The organism is Pantoea sp. BJFS-204 (genome assembly GCF_049310725.1).
Classification (GTDB): domain Bacteria; phylum Pseudomonadota; class Gammaproteobacteria; order Enterobacterales; family Enterobacteriaceae; genus Pantoea; species Pantoea agglomerans.
On the sequence record NZ_JBMOWE010000004.1, the window covers coordinates 78726 to 100681 of the forward strand.

The 21956-nt window shown below is 51.8% G+C and carries 17 protein-coding genes; 6 read left to right on the plus strand and 11 right to left on the minus strand.

Annotated elements, in window-relative coordinates:
- The first annotated feature begins 101 nt into the window (after positions 1-101).
- Positions 102-1175, plus strand: a complete 1074-nt coding sequence (locus ACO6VX_RS13535; protein WP_010256943.1) for a RepB family plasmid replication initiator protein — start codon at positions 102-104, stop codon at positions 1173-1175.
- Positions 1176-2539: 1364 nt separating this feature from the next.
- Here the strand turns inward: ACO6VX_RS13535 and ACO6VX_RS13540 are convergent.
- The 4 genes from ACO6VX_RS13540 to ACO6VX_RS13555 form a co-directional block, all read right to left on the minus strand.
- Positions 2540-3727 (minus strand): diguanylate phosphodiesterase, encoded by a 1188-nt coding sequence (locus ACO6VX_RS13540; protein WP_010256946.1) that lies wholly within the window; start codon positions 3725-3727, stop codon positions 2540-2542.
- Between the two features lie 251 nt (positions 3728-3978).
- Entirely contained in the window at positions 3979-4188 is a 210-nt protein-coding gene (locus ACO6VX_RS13545; protein ID WP_010256949.1) for a YdgH/BhsA/McbA-like domain containing protein, read from the minus strand.
- A gap of 199 nt (positions 4189-4387) precedes the next feature.
- Complete coding sequence (locus ACO6VX_RS13550; protein ID WP_422431617.1) at positions 4388-6172, minus strand: EAL domain-containing protein; 1785 nt, start codon at positions 6170-6172, stop codon at positions 4388-4390.
- Between the two features lie 520 nt (positions 6173-6692).
- Complete coding sequence (locus ACO6VX_RS13555; RefSeq protein WP_010256955.1) at positions 6693-6917, minus strand: DUF3606 domain-containing protein; 225 nt, start codon at positions 6915-6917, stop codon at positions 6693-6695.
- A 368-nt stretch (positions 6918-7285) separates the two neighbouring features.
- Between ACO6VX_RS13555 and ACO6VX_RS13560 the strand changes: the two genes are divergently transcribed.
- Both ACO6VX_RS13560 and ACO6VX_RS13565 read left to right on the plus strand, forming a co-directional pair.
- The gene (locus ACO6VX_RS13560; protein ID WP_022624236.1) at positions 7286-7525 is read left to right on the plus strand and encodes a hypothetical protein; all 240 of its coding nucleotides are present in this window, start codon (positions 7286-7288) and stop codon (positions 7523-7525) included.
- Between the two features lie 175 nt (positions 7526-7700).
- Complete coding sequence (locus ACO6VX_RS13565; RefSeq protein WP_010256958.1) at positions 7701-8189, plus strand: Hsp20 family protein; 489 nt, start codon at positions 7701-7703, stop codon at positions 8187-8189.
- A 73-nt stretch (positions 8190-8262) separates the two neighbouring features.
- Here the strand turns inward: ACO6VX_RS13565 and ACO6VX_RS13570 are convergent, their stop codons facing one another.
- From ACO6VX_RS13570 to ACO6VX_RS13580, 3 genes are all read right to left on the minus strand, one after another.
- Positions 8263-9027, minus strand: coding sequence for a MerR family transcriptional regulator (locus ACO6VX_RS13570; protein ID WP_010671952.1), 765 nt, complete (start codon positions 9025-9027; stop codon positions 8263-8265).
- A gap of 195 nt (positions 9028-9222) precedes the next feature.
- Positions 9223-9432 carry a CsbD family protein gene (locus ACO6VX_RS13575; RefSeq protein WP_010256969.1) on the minus strand — a complete coding sequence of 70 codons (210 nt, stop codon included), beginning with the start codon at positions 9430-9432 and terminating at the stop codon, positions 9223-9225.
- Between the two features lie 171 nt (positions 9433-9603).
- Entirely contained in the window at positions 9604-10821 is a 1218-nt protein-coding gene (locus ACO6VX_RS13580; protein ID WP_010256973.1) for a diguanylate phosphodiesterase, read from the minus strand.
- Positions 10822-11779: 958 nt separating this feature from the next.
- Here ACO6VX_RS13580 and ACO6VX_RS13585 point away from each other — a divergent pair.
- Positions 11780-12013 carry a hypothetical protein gene (locus tag ACO6VX_RS13585; protein ID WP_010671950.1) on the plus strand — a complete coding sequence of 78 codons (234 nt, stop codon included), beginning with the start codon at positions 11780-11782 and terminating at the stop codon, positions 12011-12013.
- 75 nt (positions 12014-12088) lie between these two features.
- On the opposite strand, the gene ACO6VX_RS13590 is transcribed toward ACO6VX_RS13585, so the two are convergent.
- A complete protein-coding gene (locus tag ACO6VX_RS13590; protein WP_010256979.1) occupies positions 12089-12418 on the minus strand; it encodes a hypothetical protein in 330 nt (109 codons plus the stop codon).
- Positions 12419-13060: 642 nt separating this feature from the next.
- Here ACO6VX_RS13590 and ACO6VX_RS13595 point away from each other — a divergent pair.
- A complete protein-coding gene (locus ACO6VX_RS13595; RefSeq protein WP_060678839.1) occupies positions 13061-14719 on the plus strand; it encodes a methyl-accepting chemotaxis protein in 1659 nt (552 codons plus the stop codon).
- Positions 14720-15315: 596 nt separating this feature from the next.
- Positions 15316-17241, plus strand: coding sequence for a methyl-accepting chemotaxis protein (locus ACO6VX_RS13600; RefSeq protein WP_422458181.1), 1926 nt, complete (start codon positions 15316-15318; stop codon positions 17239-17241).
- Between the two features lie 55 nt (positions 17242-17296).
- Here the strand turns inward: ACO6VX_RS13600 and ACO6VX_RS13605 are convergent, their stop codons facing one another.
- The 3 genes from ACO6VX_RS13605 to ACO6VX_RS13615 form a co-directional block, all read right to left on the minus strand.
- Positions 17297-18097, minus strand: coding sequence for an MBL fold metallo-hydrolase (locus ACO6VX_RS13605; RefSeq protein ID WP_422431622.1), 801 nt, complete (start codon positions 18095-18097; stop codon positions 17297-17299).
- Positions 18098-18174: 77 nt separating this feature from the next.
- A complete protein-coding gene (locus tag ACO6VX_RS13610; RefSeq protein ID WP_422431624.1) occupies positions 18175-19290 on the minus strand; it encodes a metallophosphoesterase in 1116 nt (371 codons plus the stop codon).
- Positions 19291-19527: 237 nt separating this feature from the next.
- Positions 19528-21855: an FdhF/YdeP family oxidoreductase gene (locus ACO6VX_RS13615; protein ID WP_422431626.1), complete on the minus strand. Its 2328-nt coding sequence runs from the start codon at positions 21853-21855 to the stop codon at positions 19528-19530.
- Positions 21856-21956 lie beyond the last annotated feature (101 nt).

The window sequence follows — 21956 nt, forward strand, 5'->3', positions numbered from 1 at the left end:
AATAACCACTATGGTAAGTAGATTAACCGCTGTAGTGAGTGATAGTATCCACTGTATCGAGTAACAGCGGCTCTCGCCTGTTCACATCACGGATCTTCCTAATGCCAAGAAAAGAACCAGATATCCTGAACATAGCTGATGCGTTTAGCGAAACAGATAAACGTACAGGTGAAGTTGTTACTCTTACCCCCAACAGTAACAACACCGTCCAGCCAGTAGCATTGATGCGACTCGGTTTATTTGTTCCGACGTTAAAATCCACAGCGCGCAGTCAGAAAAACCAGATGAACGCCATGGATGTGACCCAGGATCTTAAACAGTTATCCCTGGTCAGGTCAGAAGGCTATGACAACATTAAGATTCTGGGTGCCCGCCTGGATATGGATAATGATTTCAAAACCTGGGTCGGGATCATTCGTGCATTCGCTACGCATGAGTGTCTGGGAGACACGGTAACGCTCTCTTTCGTTGAATTTGCCAAACTATGCGGCATACCCTCAGTGCGTCTCTCCTCGAAGCTCAGGAGCCGTCTGGATGCTTCGCTGACGCGTATTGCCTCTAACACCCTGACTTTTACCAGTAAGGGCGGAGAGAACTACACGACGCATCTGGTGCAGTCTGCGAAATACAGCATCAAGAAGGACACGGTAACGCTGCAGGCCGATCCCAAGATCTTTGAGCTGTATCAGTTCGACAGAAAGGTTCTGCTGCAGCTTAAAGCCATCAATGAGCTGGCACGCAAAGAGTCTGCTCAGGCGCTCTACACCTTCATTGAAAGCCTTCCGCCGAAGCCTGCGCCGATATCTATGGCGCGTCTGCGCGCAAGACTTAACCTGACATCGCGTGTGATTACCCAGAATGCCACCGTCAGAAAGGCCATGGAGCAGTTAAAAGAGATCGGCTATCTCGACTACACCGAAACCCGACGTGGCTCATCAGTCTACTTCTGGGTTCATTATCGTCATCCTAAGCTGCGCCCGGCCGAACTGCCGCTCAGTAAGTCAGGCCTGATCGATGATGAGATGGATGAGTTTGACGATCTTGATATCGATTCCGACGTAATTGACGTCAGCCTGCCTGAACCGGTGATTGAAGAGGATAGCAGTGAGCTGGTGATGGTCTCGCGTGAAGAAAAAGAGCTACTGAACAAAATCAGGAAGCAGAAGAAGCAATGACACGCTTTCTGCTAGCATGCTACTCCGCTTTCAATCTCTTATCGGGAACGCCGGGCTGAAACGCAATAACCACTGTAGCGAGTAACGTTACTCACTATAGTGGTTACCAGCACGACAGCAACATACGTAACGCCTGTCTGAACAGGGCTAATCGCGCTATTCATCACTCTCCATCGGCAGGACCTGAATTGAGTCCGGTGCTGTGTTTACTCTCTATAGTGGTTAGTCTCTCCCGGAAGAGCTGTCTCAAAAAGCGTAATAGCCAGAATGAGACCCAATGTTCACTCGCTATAGTGGTTACTTACCTGATCACAGCACAGAAAGTACGCCCGTCATGAAGTATTCACGCAGGCTGTGCAGGGGAATCGGTGTCAGTACTCTACTCGCTATAGTGGTTATCTCCTCCGTTACCGCGCTTTTTCATCTCCCTTTTGTCCATCCAGGGTGGGTAAACTACTCGCTACAGTGGTTATCAGGTTGTTTTATCGCTAAAGCGTTCAGTTAATGATCGGATACTGGCGCTGATGAATGCGATATTCTCGCTACAGTGGTTGTTAATTGGGAGCAGAAATGGGGAGCATACTCGCTATAGTGGTTGTTATTGTCACTGGCCTATGCTCGATATAGTGGTTACCTTAAATATAGTAAGCACTCACTATCATTTATTGCACTGTCAGTAAAAGACTTCCTGTTAAATTGCCAAATGCCCACACTTAAAAATGGTTACTCGCCACAGCCGTTAAACGGTGTGCCGTGCTTCAGATTTTTGCAGTTTTAGAGCTTAGCTGCATTCATAAAAGCACCTTTGCGAGGCCCCACACAGGGCGGATTCTGCAATCAAGGGTCAAAATTCATTGTTGAGAGGGAGATCGGTTTTTTACTCGCTATAGTGGTTATGACTGAATGAAACCGTACCTGGCGTACCTGAAACAAAGGGTAATGCGCCTTCGCGCTGCAATTTAGAAGGACGGATGACGATTTACTTGCTCTGCTTACTCGCTACAGTGGTTTCCGAACCCTGAATATCGTTACTTTACTCACTACAGTGGATAGGCGATGAAGTTTGATCCTAAAGAAGGATCCGCCACTGATTTGCTTACTGGAAGAGTTAAACAGGTAACTTTACTCGCTACAGTGGTTATCAAATAGAGCTAAGCCAGAATGAGTACAGAGATTGAGGCATGGCCGGAACCATCAGGAAGGCGCTGCCTTTATCCCTGTCACAAGAACGGGTCCGATGGGGGCGCGGGGGAGGGGAGGTGTTTAGCGGGGCCGCTGCGGCTATGATACTGCTCTGCAGGACATCGGTGAAGAAAGCGGCCTCGCGCTGACGTACCGCTTTATCACCGTTGGGACAGAGAGTGTTACATCGCCTCCCGGTATTCCGGCCAGGCAACGGATTGTGCTTCATAGCGCCCTGCGGCTGCGAACAGCGTGCCCTGGAAGTTGATCACACCTGCAGCCTCCAGCCACATCCACTCTTCTGCCTGTACGATCCCTGCCGCGATGACGGTAATTTCCAGCGCGGAACAGCATTTAATAATCGCCTGAACCACCGCCTGCTTTGGCCCACTGCGATGAACATCGCGGGTGATACCGGCATCAATACGAATGCGGTCGGGCTGAATGTGAGTCAGCAAGGACAATCCCGCGGAGCCGTCACCAAAATTGTCGATCGACAGACTGATTCCGACCGCTTTTAGCGCGCGTACGGCTTCAGAGAACGCTTCCAGCTGCGAGATCACTGCGGTCTCACTCACGCCAACAACAACTTGTTCAGGAACCAGTCCCGCCTGCTGAATAGCGGTCACAATATGATCGACGGCATTGGGTATCACCACCAGCGTCATAGGCAGCAGGCTGACGTACAGTGTCATACCGTCCGGGCAGACCAGGCCAGCATGGGCAAACGTCTTTTTCACGGTTGCCAGATCGTTAACATAAAGCTGATCGCCTGAGATGTCGTCGGCGGGAGCAGGTCGCAGAGTGGTCGCTTCAATCGCTGTGACCTGACGAGCGAGGGGATCCACCACCGGGCGAAAGCTGACGCCTTCTGTCTCCGGACGGGAGTCCGGCACATCATTGTGCTCAGAAATAAACTCCCAGTAACCCGGCGGGAGGACCTCGTAGTAGTTCTCTTTCTCACGAGACTCTACAAACGTGCGCAGGAATTGCAGTGCCCGATCATCATAGGTCAGACGATATTTTGACGTCCCTTTATCCAGCACGGCCTGCAGGAGCGATGAGCGATCGTGTTCTCGCAGGTCAAAGAGTGCCATGCCCGCATTACCAAAGCGGCGGTAAGGCGCATAGTCGCGCATCAGCTCCACCACATTGTGGTGCCGTCGATCTGCACAAATTCTCTGATAGACTGCCTGAATGCCCGCTTCCGGACCCTCAAGCAATTGAAAAAAATGGGTACCGTTAAATAATAATATGCCGGTCACGTCGTGAGCCGCATTTATTTTGCTGGCGTTGTCGACCATCGCGGGCAGGGTTCTGATGGGAAAGTCATCTGAAATATGGCTGCGGTATATTATGGTAGTCAGCATGTGCAGCTCCGTTTTATAAGATTGTTGCGCACACGCTAGCATTGTTCAAAAAATGTTTCATCTCTCCTTATTCACTGTCGCACAGACTGCACCACGGCAGGTGACAATAAGCGAAACGGCAAATTGTGGGGCACGGTTCCAACAATCGTAATGGGATCAGAGACGCTGAACCTGAGCAGACGAACTCATGCTTCCTGCATAATAAAAAAGGCCGCCGTAGTGGCAGCCTCATCGTATTGAAGGGGGAAATGTTATTTGATCAGTTCAGCAGAGACATAAGCACGATTATCAACGCGTGCGCCGGTAATTTTATAGGATGCGCCTGCATCTTTGGCCTGTGCCGCGACTTTCGCTTCAGCAGCATCCAGGGTAGACGCGGTAGCGGTAATAGTCTGGGCAAAACTACCGAATGAAATCAGAGAGAGTGCAGTAACAGCAACGAAAGTTTTGATGGATTTCATGGTCAATTCCTTAGCGTATTTCAGTCAGGGAGAGGCGTTTTGCCTCGATGGAATGAATGATAGGCGCGATCTCGCCAGACTGATATAGCTAACTTTTGCTGATATTGATCAAATATTTTGAATATGACTTATAGGGAATATCAGAGCTCGATCTGATAGCTGAAAATGCAATCTGATATCAGATTGCGCCAGCTCCAGATTAATGACACTCGCCACGCAGCTTCCAGTGCAGCCAGTGATCCAATGCTTCTTCGTTCAACGGCTTCGAATAGAAATAGCCCTGAGCCTGATCGCAGCCATACTCGGTCAGGGATGTTACTGCATCCGGACACTCAACCCCTTCTGCCACCACGGTATAGTCCAGCTCTTTAAGCATGGCGATGATGCTGCGTGCAATGATGCGTGAAGCCGTGTCAGAGGAAAGCTCACTGATCAGGGAACGATCCAGCTTAATCACATCAAGCGGCATGCGACGCAGATAACTGATATTGCTGTAGCCGGAACCGAAATCATCGAGTGAAATAGTGAATCCTCGTGCTCTGAGCATCTCCAGCCCGCGCAGGGCGGCCGGGCTTTCAAGGATACGTTCGGTTTCCAGACATTCGATTCCCAGCAGAGAGGTTGGGAGCTTAGATTTGACCATCTTACTTTCCAGCGCTGAAGCGAACCCCTCGCGCGCAAAGTCACGTACGCTGACGTTTATCGTTAGCGGCAGCTGGATGCAGTTATTCCTCAGCCGGCTAAGGCGCTCAACCGCCCGATCGATAATCCAGGCTGTCAGCACAGAGAGCAGATCGGTCTGCTCAGCCAGCGGGATAAAGGCGGCAGGTGAAAGCTCGCCCCGGCTGGGATGTTGCCAGCGGATAAGCGCTTCCAGACCCACGGGTTTACCACTTTGCAGGCAAATTTTCGGCTGATAGACCATATACAGCCCGGTGTTCTCGCGTAATGCCGTTTTAAGATCGGTCATCAGCAGGAAATCTTCTGAACGCTGCGTTTCAGCCTCAGCGTCAAAGCGCTGAGAGGGCAGGCCGCGGCCGACCGCTTCATGCAGCGCACTGACCGCACGGCCTAATATTTCAGATGCTGGCATGCTGCCAGCGACAAAGTCAGCCTCACCGGTATGGGGAGTCAGCGCGACTGACAGACCTTCATCCATGTCCGCACTGATACCTTCCAGACGACCGGCTACCCACGCGGCACTGAGTCGGCTATCCGCTCGGGTCAGGATAGCAAAGCGGCCGGTGGCCACCGTATAGATCATCTCCCCAACCGCCGGACGCAGGCGTAGCGGCAGCAGAGTGGCCATATCTTTCAGCAGGCTCTCAACCGGGCTCATTCCCATGGTGCGGGCCAGTTCATAAGCGCGCGACATATCGATGCAATCAATCAGAACCAGACGGCGTGGCGTGGTATCGCCGGCAACGGCAAGATATTGCAAATCACGTATCAGGCGCTGACGGTTAGGCAGCCCGGTCACCGGATCGGTAAAACCCGCCGAGTGCCAGGCTTCAAGAAAAGACATTACCAGCGTAGAGAGCAGCGTTAAGGTCGTCACCTGGTCACTGGGAAACGCATGCGGTTCGGTGTCGGTCACACATAGTGTGCCCAGAATAATACCATCGCGTGTTTTCAGTGGCACACCGACATAAAAGCGGATAAAGGGTGAGCCAGTGATCAGGGGATGCGTGACAAAACGCGCATCGTAATAAGTATCAGGGACGATCACCGCACTGTCGCTATCAACCACGTGACGACAAAGTGAATCCGCACGCGTTGAGCGTTGCAGTTCAAAATTGTGTGATGCCCGAACGGTCTGGAACTCATCATCCAGCACCGATATAAAGCTGCCCGGGATACCCAGGGCCTGACTGGCTAACCGGACAAACTTCCGGAGAACTTCATCGCGGCTTTCATCAGGGTCGCGCAACGCCTGTAAGGCGCGGCTGCGGCGCTCATTGTCGCCGTTTAAATTGTTTAACATGTGTGTAGAACCCCCGCACCGGCTGATTACGGAGCGAAAAAAGAAAACTGTCCGGAGCGAAATGTGATTCGGGCGGCAGGAATTATGGCTTGATTTTTAATTTTCAACTGGATAATAAGGGACTATGCAGCGGGTGTCTCTTAATATTTTCTTTAACGCATTAAAGGGGTTGTTACGATTCGAAAATTTAATCGAAGATGCGCCTGATTATTTACATTTGTACATTTTATATAGTTAGGAGAGGGTTTTTACGGTTGTTAATGTTTATTTTCCGTCAGGAGATGAATAAGCATTCAGGGTGGTTAATGTTATTTCTAAGTCAGTTTTACAATTAAACAGGTCTGCAGCCAGAGACGGATCGCTATCCGCTGATTGCTCAGGAAGATAACCTATTAAAAATACAGGTAAAAGCCTGAAAAAATGAAGACCGGCAGATATGACCTGTCAGTGTACTCCTGACTGCTATAGGTCAATCCACCGCAAGACTGCCAGTAACGTGTCGCTTCAGACAGTAATCAGTTTAACCTTTCATGCCGTGTGTGAATTGTGTCGGACGACGTGGCGGCGGGTTTTGCTCCAGCCAGTCACGAACCTGTTCGGTCCGCGGCCCTCGCTCGCGGATCGCGCGTGTCAGCCTTTCCTGTGTTGTCCTCAGTTCCTGGGTCCAGTAGGTGATTTGCCACTGTTCACGAATTTCCACCTGCGACAGATCGTCGGGCGAGCGACGCTGGATAGGATTTTTCATTCATTATCCTCCTCTTTTTCAATGATTCTGCCTGAACATGACCCTCAGGCTATACCTCTATCCTGATGAAGAAAGGGCGCTTGAGGTAGCGGAATAATCCCTGAATGGCCCTTAAGGCAAATAACAGGATAATTCCTGGCAGGAGGAATAAAGCACTCTATGGAAATAGAAAAGTCTCCGTCAGGGCGAAATATGCCGCTTCGCTTATAAAAAATCATGCATAATTTTTAAACCTGAAATTTGACATTTATTTAAAATAGTCAATTATTCTGTGGTCTTTTCGTTATGGCCGCTCTCAGGTTGCTTCGCTTTTATTGATGGTGAAGCGCTGTGCCTTTGCGGTTTAATCATGTTGAAGGAGTCTTTGTTTGGTGAATCGTCCCCCCAGGCCGCCTGTGGTCGTCCAGAGTAATGTGCGTGAACTTCGTCTTGCCGCCGGGCTCTCACAGCAGAGCGCTGCTGAGCGTTTTGACCTTAGCCTGCGCGTCTGGCAAACCAAAGAAGCCGCAGGTAACCCGACACTATTAAGTCAGGGAGAATATGAGTTGCTGTTATTACTGGCTGGCTGTCATCCCCATTTTGCTCTTGCACCTCAGAGCAAAAAGTAACGGCTGCGTTAATACCCTGAAATTTATTTCTGTGGTAACCGGCTGTCTGATAACGGTAAAAAAATTATATTTACCAACTTGAAAACTGACTACTGATCCCTATTTATGGAGATGATCGGAAATATGAGCCCGATCAGATGAACTTTTGGATGAACCTGTTCAGGAGATTATCACCATGTCAGTACAACAATTTTCAGTGTTCCCTTCGCTGTCTGATTCAGTCTTCTCAGACCGCTTTAATCGCATCGATAAATTGTTCAGTCAGCTTACTGGCGACAGCCCGGTAACGTCGGTTCCCGCTTACGATCTGCAGCGGGTAGAGGATAATCGCTATGCGTTGACCGTCAGTGTACCTGGCTGGAAAGAGCATGAACTGGAGATCGAGTTACGAGGCGGACGGCTTTCAGTGGCCGGTCACAGAGAGAAACCGTCACAGGAAGCGTCTGGCGAGGCCCGGGAAGAGAACACCAGCTGGATCCACCGCGGCATTTCCCGACACGATTTCCAGCTGAGCTTTTCCATTCCAGAGCACATGAAGGTCACCGGAGCCAGCCTGGCGGAAGGTCTGCTTAGCATTGATCTGATCCAGGAAATACCGGAGAGCGAGAAACCGCGCCGTATCCCGATTGCGATCGGCGGTCAACGTACTCTTGAACATCAGTAATATGAACAGGGCGGAAACGGCACAGGCTGTTTCCGCCTTTTTATTCACTGGCAGGTAAGAAAGTCAAAAGAGTTCAGGCGCTGGCTGCCATAAGGCTGATTTGCGACGGTAAGCCGGTATTCGTTCCGGTCAGCATGATCGGTTCACCCGCCTCAAGACTGGAGTGAAATGCAGCCTTCATCGATGCACTGATACCATCACCACACCACATCAGATGATGCTCAAAGCGGCGTTGCGCCACGGCGGGGATACCTGACGCATCTGCTGCAACTTCAACCCGAAAGCCCTGTCCGTTAAGCCGTATCGCTTCCATCCAGATCTCGGTTTCATCTGTGACACTGACTGCTTCAAGAAACAGCGGTACGGTGCTGCGTCGTTGTGAGGCCAGCGCCAGGCGCTCCCACTGACTGACTACCGCTGAATGAAAGCGCTGCTGGCGCCGCGCCGCACCTTCGCTGAGGTCAGTGCGCAGCCAGAGGTTGAGCGGCCGCAGGTAGCGATTAACATAATCATCACCACAATAGTCGGTATTCATCATCTGTAGTTCGCGATCAACATCTGCGTCCGTGTTATGCGCCAGCAGATGCAACATATCCTCTTCCCGACAGGCCCAGCCGCCAGGCAGCGTAACGCTGGGCCAGTTAAATGCAGTATGGATATCAAAGAGCGTATGACCCCCTGAGGTCATTTCACGCACACAGAGCGCACGCGTAAGCTGATTATCTGAGTAACCAGCAGGGCCAGGCGGCGTTATCAGCCCGGCACGGCGCCAGCGGCGCAGAGTTTCAGGAAGAACACCGACGAGACCACATACGGTGTCGGTAGAGTGCTGGGGCATAATTGATATCCGAAAGGCATTGAGATCCCATGAACAGGGAAGATGACGCAGTATGCGCGTCAGGAATAAATAAAGAAACAATCATTTCCAAAATCTGCCGGTGTATCGTGTGCTGAGATGGCAGTGGGTGCGGGGGATTAAACAGGGGTACAGGGCAGATGCCGGACGCAGAGACGCCCGGCGATTAAGCACACGTTACCAGTGGTACTTGTTGGAATCTTCCCACTCTTTCACTTCTTTTTCGGCACGATCTTTCTCGTAGCCGTAGCGTTCCTGAATTTTACCGACCAGCTGATCGCGCTTCCCTTCTACAACGGTCATATCATCATCCGTAAGATCACCCCATTTTTCCTTAACTTTACCTTTGAACTGCTTCCAGTTACCGCCAATGCGATCTTCGTTCATGGTGACTCTCCCATTTCCGGTTGTTATCCAGTGACCTGATGAATATCTGTATTGCCTGAAGGCTGTCAGATGAATCAAGCATGGCACAGCTTTTGCCTTTTGCAGCGAAGCGGTGTGAGCCGCATCAAATTATGGGCAAAAGGGAAGGAAAGGGGATTATCACGGCGGGGTCTATTCCGGGCGTCGTGCTGGCCAGCTTACTGCAGGCAGGGCATTGAGGGCTGGACGGGCAAACAGAAAGCCCTGGTAATAGCGTACCCCGGCACCTTCCAGCCAGAGCCACTCTTCAATTTTTTCAACCCCTTCCGCAATGACCGTAATTTCCAGTGCCTGACAGCATTTAATGATGGCCATCACTATCGCCTGACGCGGGCCACTGCGGTGGATATCGGTGATCAGCTTGCGATCGATTTTCACTTTGTCGGGCTGGAAATCGGCTAACAGCGACAGGCCAGCGAAGCCGGCGCCAAAATCATCGAGCGCCAGGCTGATCCCGGCCGCTTTCAACTGCTGGACAGCAAACTGGAATGCGTCGAAGCGCGAGATGATCTCATCTTCGGTCACCTCAACCACCACCTGCTCTGGTCGCAATCCCTGCTGCCTGATCTGCTGGATAAGATGTTCAACAGCATCATCGATTACCACCAGCGACATGGGCAGCAGATTGACGGAGAGCGTTTGCTCGCGCAACCCCAGATGCCTGGCCAGCTGGAAAGCGTAGGTTTTAGAGTGCAGATCGCCCTGATAGCGCTCGCTTTCTGGCAATTGCGAAAAGTAATCAGCGGGCGATGCGCCGTGCTGGCCACGTATCAAGGCTTCACAAGAGACAATCCGGCGATTCGCTGTATCCACAATAGGCTGTAGCGCAAATTCACAACGCTGACCCGGTGCCGGTTGCCAGGCTGGCTGAGATTCGGAGGTGACGGGTGTTGTCAGCGTCCACTGACTGGCAGGATCAATTTTGATAAACGTCTCTTTATCCCGCCCCTCGACGAAAGAACGCAGGAACTTCACCACCCGGTCATCTCTGATCCGTTCATCACTCAGGGTAACCCGCTTAAGCAGGGCATCCACTACGGTGTGTTTCTGATAATCACGTAAATCAAATAAGGCCATACCGGCATGACCGAAGCGACGCGCAGGGGCGTAATCCCGCATCAGCTCAATCAGGTTAAAATGCCGCTCATCCTGACTGATACGCTGGAAAACCGTGTGAACGTTGTCGACGCTACCCTCCAGCACCTGAAAAAAGTGCTGTCCGTCATAGAGCAGTATCCCGGTGACTTCAGCCTCAGCATTTTTGATACTGGCGCGCTCCACCAGCGCTTTCAATCTCTCTGGCGAGACAGAACCCGCAAGCTGGCTACGGTAAATAAGGGTGGAGAGCATAATCAGACTCACGTGGCAGAAAGTTACTGATTAAACATATCACAGAAATATTGCTGGTTAAGGGCACAACTACGACCATTATGCCGTTATATTTGCAGCATTAATTTAATCGTAGATTCAGGTAGTACTAAAGGATTCGACAATCAGGACATCAGATCGCAGTGCGGCAATAACCGGGCATAGAAATGAAGGGAAAAGAAAAACCCCCATAAAATCGGGGGCGAACAGCAGATATAGCGCATTATTATAACGTTACAGCTTCCCTGGTGAGGCGCTGGTCAATCTGATATTGCCAGATTATTACGCACTTTTTATTCTCCTTACCACGTCATTCTGGCGAGGCTTTTAAGCGGGTAAAAATCCGTTTATTTGCTATTTCGGAAAATTGTTTTGAGATTCAATCCACTGTTTCAGGCTTCAGGCGATGTCAGCACAACCAATGAATTATCAGGTTACAAATCAACCACTTTTCCAGACACTCCCTTAACGTCATCAGCACAGTAGTCAGCAACGCATGAACGTTGTCGGTCTGCAGAGACAATCAGATGTTGATATCTGCCTTATCTGAAAAAAGTGCCCCCTGTAAAAGGGGGCAAGGGTAGGAGTCAGATCGCTCTGTAAAATAAGTGGATTTCATTACAGAGCCATTCAAAGATAGGGCAAAAACGATGTTTATGCCGCTACGGTTAACTCTTTTTTTAATTAGATATCAAACAATTAAAAAGCTAACAATATTCAATGGCTATTTAAATCAATACCTTAATCAGATATGAAAACGATTTCTAAGATTAGGATTAAAGTCCTGTTTCGGCTGCTGCTTCTGCTATAAATGGCCACAATTAAGCCATTGCTTAGCGATCTGAGACTGGTAAACAGAGCAGACTTGACCCTTAAAGCGAATAATTGTACTGTTTATATATACAGCATATTATCGATTGAGAGCCGGTGTGGGGTAAAGATGTCACAGGATGATGAGGTCTGGTCAGCATTCAGAGAAGCGATGAGGCGGGATAATACCGGTCAGTGCACAGTGAGTACCCGGGATTTTGTGGCTGAACTGGAACAACGCAACTCACCTCACACGCTTCGGGCCGCGAATACCTGGATCGAGATGCATATCACGACTTTCAGTGATATCTCAATTGAGCCCGGAGAATGTCGGCTGTTCCAGGTGCCTGCGGCGCGTGATTAAAACGTGCCGCAGCGCAGACAGGATAAGAAAGCGTTTCAGCCTGCCCGCTGTAACAGGTGCAGGCTGAAGCAGGCATCAGAGCCTGGATGTGTTCCGACGCATGTCAGACCGATCCTGGAATTTAGGATTCGCGGGGAAGCTCTTCTCGCACGCCATGCGCGCCAGATTCAATGCGACTTTGCGTTTTTTAAGCTTTAACTTCGGCAACCACTCTTTGAACTGTGCCGTTAGCGACGCTGCCTGCTGCTCGTTGGTGACACGACAGATAAATAGCTTGCTCTTGGTCTGACGACTGACATCAATGGCATAGATCTCTACACCTGCGCTGCACACTTCATATTCAACATCCGTAAACTGCATGTGTGGCCAAAGACCGGTTCTGGTTTCAAATGTGGCTAAATCCATGACGACTACCTTTTTTTATTTTAAGCGTTATTGCTACCCAACAGACTAAAGCCTGGTCGGGCCAGTGAGCATAGACCAGATTCAGCATTCCGCCAGCGATTTCACTGATTTAATCTGGCCCTGACACAAAAGGCTAAAATCTCCTACCGTCGCCTGTTATCTGACAGGTAGCCAGTCATCCTCTTATCAGAAAATCTGATGACAGACTGTCATGCTGGTTTTTCACCCCTTCAGCTCTTCAGCTTTACAAGCCCTGCCTTTGCTGCGTCTGCGACGGTATCCCACGAATTTAAATCGCCTTTTCCTTAACAATTATCGTCAGCATCGCTGTTGAATTAGCGGGCTAATTATCAGATTCAAATGAATGGCTGCTTCCGCGTCATTGTGGCCATCCGGCAATGGAAATCTTCTGACAGGAGATGTGGCAAATTTATCTCAGATGATGAAATGTAAAAAGGTGTGTCAAAATAAAAATGAATAAATGGCAGAGTAGTGTTCTGGCTAGTTCACTCTGTACCATTCGCAAGGAAAAATAAAAAAATATATTCGCCATGCTTAATTAAAGCCCTGCAGACAAGAGCCGATAAGAACGATCCAACTTTAAATTATGTCCAGATTATTCTTTTTTTGCCGGGGGCAAGTATGACTATTACACAACGTCTGGTATTGATTTTCTCACTGCTTGCAATGTCACTGATTGCGCTGGTGATTATCTCTTTATCAGTGATTTCGGGCTTTCAATCCCGCTTTGAATATGTACAGATGAACGCAATACCCAGCATTCGCGATCTCAATAAATCGATCAGCGTGACCAATCAGTTGGGTATTGCGCTTTATCGCCACCACAGCACCAGCGATGCGGCAAAATTCCCTGCTGCGGAAGAGCGCATTGAGAATCTGCTTACGCAGATTAAGTCGCTCAATGATTACTACATGGCTAACGACATCTCCAGCGATGAAGATAAGGCGATGACGGAACAGGCCTATAAAAATCTGGATGCGGTCCGCAGCGCATTGCCGGCATTTCTTGCCGCGTCACGCGCCCATAATGATGCGGTCACGCTGCCATTATTGCAGAGTGAGGGCGGTATTGGTGCCGCATCCCGTAAGATGGAAGCGGATTTCACCCGTCAGATTCAGCTGAATATCGATATTGGCGAACAGCTCAGGGCGGAGAACAAGCGCGTTTATAGCCAGACCCTGTGGGCGATGTCTGGCGGATCGCTGCTGCTTATTCTGATACTGGCCGGTTTCTCCACTAAGGTGATTCTCGGCATCAAAAAGAGCCTCTCAGGCATGGTCAATACCATGACGCAGGTGAGTCATACCCTCGACCTGACTCATACCGCGGAGGTCCGCAGTAAGGATGAGATCGGCAAAACGGCGATGGCATTTAATCAGCTGCTGGCACGCGTCTCCGGCACGTTGCTTTCCGTCAGTCACGCCGCGCAATCGGTGAGTACCGGATCAACGCAGATAGCGGCGGGCAACGAAGATCTCTCTGCACGCACGGAAGAACAGGCGGCTTCACTGGAGCAAACCTCAGCCAGCATGGCGACACTGAGCGAAACGGTGCGACAGAACTCAGAGGGTGCGCAACAGGCCAGCAGCCTGGCAAATAACGCGAATCACATGTCAATCCAGAATGGGACGGCGGTGAAGCAGATGCTCAGTACCATGGATGAAATCCGCGCCAGCTCTGCCAAAATCTCTGAAATTACCGGACTGATTGAAGGCATCGCGTTTCAGACCAATATTCTGGCGCTGAATGCGGCAGTCGAGGCAGCGCGTGCGGGCGAGCATGGTCGCGGCTTCGCTGTTGTTGCCTCTGAAGTGCGTAATCTGGCGCAGCGCTCCTCTTCTGCCGCCCGTGAAATTAAGGATCTTATCTCAACATCGGTTTCACAGGTCGAACACGGTTTAGAGCAGGCCAGCGGCGTTGGATCTAACAGTGAAAATGTCCGTCAGGCGATTCAGCAGGTGGCCGATCTGGTCAATGAGATTGCGGCGGCTACCTCTGAGCAGAGTAAAGGCATTGAACAGGTTCATCAGGCCATTGGTCAGATGGATGAAGTGACGCAACAGAACGCCTCACTGGTGGAAGAGGCCTCATCCGCCTCTAAGTCGCTGCAGGAGCAGGCAGAAACGCTGTCGGGACTGGTGGCGACCTTTAAGCTGGAAAGCAATCACCGTGCAGTGCAGTCGCAGCAGACCGCTGCAGTACGGCGTCCGGTATTACACACAAAGCAGCCTGAGCAGCAGACCATCGACCTGACTAAGGCGAACTGGGAAAGTTTTTAATGGTTGAGCAGTAACTTAAGGGCCTCCACAATGTGGGGGCTTTTTTTTATCATTAATCAGAATAAATAAACGACTTTTTCTGAAATAAAATGAAATCGATTTCATTATAAAAGTGCAGGTAACTCTTTAGGGTTATAAGGTTTAAATTAGAATTTGCCGGGCGTAGATATTTGTTTTGATAGTCTGGTGATAATGAGTCAGATACAGGCAGGATGTCAGTTATCGGCTATTCATGACGCAACTTGAATTTCTTTATCTTCAAAACAATAACGCTGAAGTCAGGCTTGTGGCTTAATGCTTATTGCCAGGTGTTTTTATTTCAATTTTATGATTTTTAAGGGTATTTTTCAAGTTTGGCTTAGGTGAATATTGAAGTAAATATTGTCATTTTATTCACTGTAAAATAACGCAGCGCAATCTATACTCCCTTCCGTGTTATATGTACTTCTGATTTTTATACGAAACTCCTTTCTTCATAGCGACATTGTGCTGCATGAGGCATCTCTGGCTATGTCAAAGAAACGGTAAAAATAATATTACGAAAGCTATTTCGTGCGCTACACACCTGCACGTCTCACACATCAGAGCGGAAAAGAATGAAAAAAATACTCGACCGGATTAATTTGCCAGCGAAATTCCTGTTACTCGGATCCTTTGCGCTGGTGCTGTTTATTTTACCCACCTTTCTGTTTATTCAGACGGGCAACCAGCTTATTGATACAAAGAATGTGGAACTGACCGGTATACCGGTCGAAAGAAAGGTGCTCAAGTTGCTGAACCTGCTGCAGCGGCACCGTGCGGAAAGTGCGATCGCTATCTCGCTGAACAAGCCAGATAACGCGCCACGTATGGCGTTGGTCAGTGAGGTTAATCGCTTATCTCAGACGATTGCTGACGAATTACGTCAGAATAATGAGCAGGCGCAGCCGCTGAAGCGGCTGGAGCGGGTTAATCAGGAGTGGAGCCAGCTGCAGAACGATATTAACGCGGGCAAACTGACCCTGGCAACCAGCCTGACGCGACATGCTCAGCTGATTCAGGTGCTACTCGATACGAACCAGGATGTACTTGATTTTTATCAGCTATCGCTGGATGCCGATCTGAATACCTACCAGCTGATTGTCAGTATCTTTAGTCGCCTGCCGCAACTGACTGAAACGCTGGGACAGATTCGTGCTAGCGGCACGTCGCTGATTGCGGGTGGGAATGTGTCGGATGCCGATCGCAGCCGCATGGCATTTCAGCTTGATTATGGCAAAACGGCGCTGAGACAGTTTAGCGGCAACATGGATAAAGTATTTTCCATTGAGCCAGATCTTAAAACCACCTTTGGCAATCTGGCACAGGATGCGAACCAGCAGGCGCTGAGTGCGCTGAATCTGGCTGATAGTGTCTTTGTCAGCGGTCACGCCAGCGTGACGCCGGTTGACTATGTACGGATCTTTACCCAGGCGATTAACCGTTACGGCGAGCTGGGTGAACAAACCAGCCATCGTCTGGAAGGAATGATGCAGACGCAGATCCAGGAACGCCGCTATGCGCAATATCTGTTACTGGCAGGTCTGTTTGCCGTCGCGTTGCTGGCCATTCTGCTGGCCGTCATGATCACCCGTTCAGTGACCCGGCCGGTTAAAGAAGCGGTCGAAGTTGCCAGCCGCGTCGCGGCAGGTGATCTGACGGCACAGCTGGCCGTTTCCGGCAGTAATGAGATGGCTGAGCTTCTGAATGCACTGATGCGGATGCAGCAGCGCCTTGCTCAGCTGGTGTCGGATATCAAAGGTAACGCGGCCACCATCGCCAACTCCTCAGAAGAGATTGCCCGTGGCAATGGCGATCTGTCGTCACGCACCGAGCAACAGGCGGCTTCACTGGCTGAAACGGCTGCCAGCATGGAGCAGCTGGCGGCAATCATTCAGCAGAACGCGGATAACACGCGCTTTGCCTCCGCCCGTGCGGAATCTGCCACGCAGGCTGCACTCTCCAGTGGTGCAGCAATGGATTCGGTGATGGAGACCATGCACAAAATTCGTGGCAGCTCAGGTAAAATTGAAGAGATTACCTCGGTGATCGATAGTATCGCCTTCCAGACCAACATTCTGGCACTGAATGCGGCCGTGGAAGCGGCACGCGCCGGTGAGCAGGGTAAAGGTTTTGCGGTTGTTGCATCGGAAGTGCGGGCACTGGCACAACGTTCAGCCAGTGCAGCTAAAGAGATCAAGGGTCTGATTGAGCAGTCGGTCGGCCACGCGCAGGAAGGGATCGCCATGGCGCAGAACGCAGGCGATAAGGTGAAACAGAGCGTCAGCGCCATTGAACAGACCTCTCAGCTGATGCGCGACATCACTTCTTCATCCGAAGAGCAGAGCAGTGGCATCTCGCAGGTCAATATTGCGGTAAACCAGATGGACCAGGTGACGCAGCAGAACGCCGTGCTGGTTGAAGAGTCGGCCTCCTCAGCTGATGAACTCGCCGCGCGCGCAGGGCAGTTACGTACGATGGTTGCGGTGTTCCAGACTGCATAATGGTGTTAAACAGCCGCCTGTGGGCGGCTGTTCTCTTCTCAGCGTTTATAGCCTGCTAGGCCTGATGATCCTGCAGACAGGCCAGATACTTCTCTCCCGACCGCATCACCTTCTCTTTTGCCTGCTGATGGATATCCTGCCCTTCAAACGCGCCATACAGTTGCCCGAATGTGACGCCGGAGAGCCGATGCAGTATGTCGCTTACCGTAGCGGCTGACAGCGGCAGCATATTCGGGTAGCTCCACATAAACGACACGCCATGCGCACCCGGCGTGACCTGGATAATATCACCCGCCAGAATCACCCCTTCTCCTTCGTCCCAGTGCAGCACGCTGCCGCCGGGAAAATGGCCGCCCAGCCGTAACAGCGTCACAGAGGGCATCAGCGTCAGCGACTCGCCCTGCCATAACTGGATATGCGGACTCTTCCGCACAATCCATTGGCGATCGCGGGCGTGCAGATGAATGGGCGCATTAAACGCTTCAGCCCACTCCTGCATGGTGGTGTAGTAATGCGGATGTGAAATCGCGATAGCATCAATGCCGCCCAGCGCCGCGATCAGCGTATAGGTGGCATCATCAAGGTTGGCAATGCAGTCCCACAGCACGTTGCCGTGCGGAGTGCGCAGCAGAAAAGCGCGCTGGTTGATGGCAAACTCAGGCACGGTTTTAAGACTTAACAGCGCATCGCTATGGGCCGTCCACTTATTGGCGTGACTGGCGCGCAGTTCATCAAACGCGATCCAGCGCTGACCAGCGGCCGGAACGTACTGGCGCTCATCATCACAGATTTTACAATGTTGATGAGTGGAATTAGCGGGATAAGCCGTTCCGCAGGCGGTACATAACATCGTCATGGTGATCTCCTTTGTCTCACTCAATCTTATGCACACCTGCGAAAACCGCACTTTCCTGAGGCTATTTCTTCACGCGACTACGGCTGGCGGCGAAGGGTAATCCGGGTGAGTTCTGAGGGACGACCCAGCCTCACCGCCATGCCTGGCCAGAGTGCCGTGCCGTTATTCACATAGAGCTGCATTCCGCCGACCTGATAAAGCCCGGAAACAAACCCGGCGTTAGGTTTAGCAAACAACCTGTCCAGCCCGATAATCAGTCCGCCATGCGTATGTCCTGAGAGCTGCACATCCACGCCCTGCGCTGCGTTCTGGCGTGCATTGCGTGGCTGGTGATCCAGCAGGATTACCGGCGCGTTTTCAGGTGCCTGTTCCAGCGCGTGGGCCAGATCCGGGCCGACCGCGTTTCTGCCGGGTGCGGAGGCGTCCGGCAGGCCGGCAATCACCAGCTTTGCAGTTCCGCGCTGGATAACGGTATGGCTGTTGAGCAGAGGTTGCAGACCCAGTGAGGCCAGATGCGCCGTCCAGATTGCCTGATGGAAGAAATATTCGTGGTTGCCGGTAATAGCCCATACGCCGTCAGGCGCTGCCAGCCCGTGCAGCGGCGCAACGTCCTGTCGTCGATGCGCCAGACTGCCATCGATCACATCGCCCGTGACCACAATCAGATCGGCTTTGAGAGACATTGCCCTTTCAACCATTGCGGCGGTCCAGGCCGCATTAAACAACCGGGTAATATGCAGGTCGGTCAGCTGCAGCAGCTGATAGCCATCGAACTCAGCGGGCAGGTTGGGCAGCGCAAGGGTCACCTCTTTGACTGGCGGCACGCGTATCGCCTGCTGAACGCCAAAGGCAGCCAGTCCCATCGCCAGCACAACGGCCAGATAGCGAACACCGGGAACCAGCTCCAGCGGATGACGCAACAGCAGGGCAATCAGCATAACCGCATCCATCAGCATCTGAAGCAGCGCCAGCAGCAGCACGGTGCTGTACGCCCAGTTAAACAGAATGATGATGATGCGGGGCATTTCAGCGGAGAAGATCCCGCCCGAGGTAAAACGGCTCACCAGAAGATATTGTGACGCCAGCAGCACCAGAGCGGAGAGCAGGATCTTTACGACAAGTGGCAGGGACAAAGGAATAATGACGCGCGCAATTACATACCAGCTGGGTAAGCTGAAAATCAGGTGAAACATGGCATTTTTCCGGTAGGGCGCTGAACATCTGCGCAGGCAAAAAAGAGTCGATCGTTTATAGAGCCGTTTTCAGGACTGTAGTGTATATGATGTTACCGTCAGGCTTGCTTCACGTCGGGTGCTTTACAGGCGGTAAAGCAGGCAGAGAGGATCGATAAAACTTCAGGGCGCAACAATGAAAACAGCGTGACCGGAGCACCGGCCACGCTGGCAACATTCACGTATTGAGACGCCTGACTAGCGTAAAACGCCTGAGGTCGTCCGGGTCTCTTCAGTTACACGAGTCATGGATATCGGAATGCTTTTATAGGCGGGAATGCCGCTTTTGGTATCGTGGCTGTCAAGCGGAACCATCACATTGGCCTCCGGGTAGTAAGCGCCGACCGAACCTGGGGCCATATCAATAATCACGATGGTCAGGTTTTTCATCTGGCGCGAAGTGGGATTGCCATCCGGGTCCAGCGCCATCAGATCGACACGGTCACCGACCCGTAACTGTCGCTTCTCCGCCTCTTCTGCATTGATAAACAGCACATCGCGGCGGCCTGTCACGCCACGATAGCGGTCATTCAGCCCGTAAAGCGTGGTGTTGTACTGATCGTGACTGCGCAGGGTAGTGAGCACCAGATCATGGCACTTCAGCGAGCGGGGATCTTCATTGATGCCCTGCATCACTTTAAACTGCGCACGGCCAGATGGTGTGAGCCAGACCCGTTCTGATGCGGCGTTATAGAGCCGGAATCCACCCGGATGCTTAATCCTCTCATTAAAGTTTTCAAACGCCGGGAACACCGCTTCAATGGAATCGCGGATGCGGCTGTAATCGGCTGCCATGGCCGACCAGTCAACCACGCTGTCCGGCAGCGTTGCCTTCGCCAGTGAGGCGACCAGCGCCGGTTCAGACTTCAGATGGGGTGAGGCGGGATCCAGCGAACCGCGTGAGGCATGCACCATCGACATCGAATCTTCCACGGTGACGCTCTGCGCGCCGGTTGCCTGAACATCGGTCTCTGTTCGGCCCAGCACCGGCAGCAGATAATTATGTTTACCCAGTAACAGGTGCGAGCGGTTCAGTTTGGTCGCCATATGTACCACCAGATCAAGATTGCGCATCGCCGGGAACGTGACCTGTGGATCGGAAATCGCTTCCGCCAGGTTGCCGCCCAGACACAGCAACGCTTTGGCTTTGCCGTCGCGCATCGCCTTTATTGCCTCAATGGCGCCGTGACCATGCTTCTGCGGCGGGCGGAAACCAAACACCCTCTCTATGCCATCCAGCAGCGACTGCGGCGGGATCTCTGTGATGCCCACTGTGCGATCGCCCTGCACATTGGAGTGACCGCGTAACGGACAAATACCTGCACCCGGCTTGCCGATATTGCCGCGCATCAGCAGCAGGTTAGCGATTTGCTGCACGTTCTGAGTGCCGTACTGGTGCTGGGTAATTCCCATGCCATAACAGATGATGGTACGTTCAGCGCTGGCGTAGAGCCGGGCGATATGCTGGATTTCCTCACGCGCCATGCCCGAGACTTTCAGGATATGCTCCCAGTCTGTGCTTTCCAGGTCGGCTTTCAGGGCGTCAAAGCCTTCAGTGTGCTCAGTAATAAATGCTTCATCAATGACGCCGGGTTCGCCTTTGCTCAGCGCCTCCTCGTGCATAGTGAGCAGGATCTTCATCACCCCTTTCAACATCGCTGCGTCACCGCCCACCCTGACCTTGTAGTAGGTCGATGCCAGCTCAGTGGAGCTCATTGACAGCATCTCAATCGGGCTCTGCGGCGAAGTAAAGCGCTCCAGGCCACGTTCACGCAGCGGGTTGATCGCCACAATAGTGGCACCGCGTTTCGACACTTCCCGCAGCGTGCCCAGCATGCGCGGATGGTTGGTACCTGGATTGTGACCGATACAAAGCACCAGGTCGCAGTGATCAAAATCTTCCAGCTCTACCGTCCCTTTGCCGACGCCAATTGACTCCGGCAGCCCGACACTGGTCGGTTCATGGCACATATTTGAGCAGTCGGGGAAGTTATTGGTGCCATATTCGCGGGCGAAAAGTTGCCACAGAAACGCCGCTTCATTGGAGGCGCGTCCCGAGGTATAAAACTCTACGCTGTCCGGATCGTCGTAGCTGCGCAGATGCTCTCCAATTTCCCGGAACGCCGTCTCCCATTCGATGGGCTGATAGGTATCCGTAGCGGCATCATACTTCATCGGATGGGTCAGGCGGCCTTCGCCCTCCAGATGCAGTGCGCTGCGCTCCCACAGTTCAGTCACGGTATGAGCGGCGAAAAATTCCGGTGTGGTGCGCTTACTGGTCGCTTCCCAGGAGACGGCTTTTGCGCCGTTTTCGCAGAACTCAAAAGATGAGGCATGTTGCGGGTCCGGCCAGGCGCAGCCCGGACAGTCAAAGCCCTGTGGCTGGTTGACTTTAAACAGGGCGATCACATCCTGCTTCACAGACATCTGGCCGCGGATAGCATCGGCAACCGCCTTCAATGCGCCCCAGCCTCCGGCGGCACCCCCATAAGGAGCGATGCCATTTGTGCGATTTTGCTCTTTCATAATGCTCCACATTGTCTCTGTTGTTATTTGTTAAGCCTGGTACAGAAATAGTTGCAACAACGTGGAAACCGGCTGTTATTCAGGGAAAATATTTCTCAAAA

Excerpts from the sequence above, each read along its gene's own strand:
- ACO6VX_RS13610 (WP_422431624.1), bottom strand. The coding sequence starts at position 19,290 with ATGTTTCACCTGATTTTCAGCTTACCCAGCTGGTATGTAATTGCGCGC.
- ACO6VX_RS13595 (WP_060678839.1), top strand. The coding sequence starts at position 13,061 with ATGACTATTACACAACGTCTGGTATTGATTTTCTCACTGCTTGCAATG.
- ACO6VX_RS13580 (WP_010256973.1), bottom strand. The coding sequence starts at position 10,821 with ATGCTCTCCACCCTTATTTACCGTAGCCAGCTTGCGGGTTCTGTCTCG.
- ACO6VX_RS13605 (WP_422431622.1), bottom strand. The coding sequence starts at position 18,097 with ATGACGATGTTATGTACCGCCTGCGGAACGGCTTATCCCGCTAATTCC.
- ACO6VX_RS13590 (WP_010256979.1), bottom strand. The coding sequence starts at position 12,418 with ATGGATTTAGCCACATTTGAAACCAGAACCGGTCTTTGGCCACACATG.
- ACO6VX_RS13575 (WP_010256969.1), bottom strand. The coding sequence starts at position 9,432 with ATGAACGAAGATCGCATTGGCGGTAACTGGAAGCAGTTCAAAGGTAAA.
- ACO6VX_RS13555 (WP_010256955.1), bottom strand. The coding sequence starts at position 6,917 with ATGAAAAATCCTATCCAGCGTCGCTCGCCCGACGATCTGTCGCAGGTG.
- ACO6VX_RS13540 (WP_010256946.1), bottom strand. The coding sequence starts at position 3,727 with ATGCTGACTACCATAATATACCGCAGCCATATTTCAGATGACTTTCCC.
- ACO6VX_RS13600 (WP_422458181.1), top strand. The coding sequence starts at position 15,316 with ATGAAAAAAATACTCGACCGGATTAATTTGCCAGCGAAATTCCTGTTA.
- ACO6VX_RS13545 (WP_010256949.1), bottom strand. The coding sequence starts at position 4,188 with ATGAAATCCATCAAAACTTTCGTTGCTGTTACTGCACTCTCTCTGATT.
- ACO6VX_RS13585 (WP_010671950.1), top strand. The coding sequence starts at position 11,780 with ATGTCACAGGATGATGAGGTCTGGTCAGCATTCAGAGAAGCGATGAGG.
- ACO6VX_RS13570 (WP_010671952.1), bottom strand. The coding sequence starts at position 9,027 with ATGCCCCAGCACTCTACCGACACCGTATGTGGTCTCGTCGGTGTTCTT.
- ACO6VX_RS13535 (WP_010256943.1), top strand. The coding sequence starts at position 102 with ATGCCAAGAAAAGAACCAGATATCCTGAACATAGCTGATGCGTTTAGC.
- ACO6VX_RS13550 (WP_422431617.1), bottom strand. The coding sequence starts at position 6,172 with ATGTTAAACAATTTAAACGGCGACAATGAGCGCCGCAGCCGCGCCTTA.
- ACO6VX_RS13615 (WP_422431626.1), bottom strand. The coding sequence starts at position 21,855 with ATGAAAGAGCAAAATCGCACAAATGGCATCGCTCCTTATGGGGGTGCC.
- ACO6VX_RS13565 (WP_010256958.1), top strand. The coding sequence starts at position 7,701 with ATGTCAGTACAACAATTTTCAGTGTTCCCTTCGCTGTCTGATTCAGTC.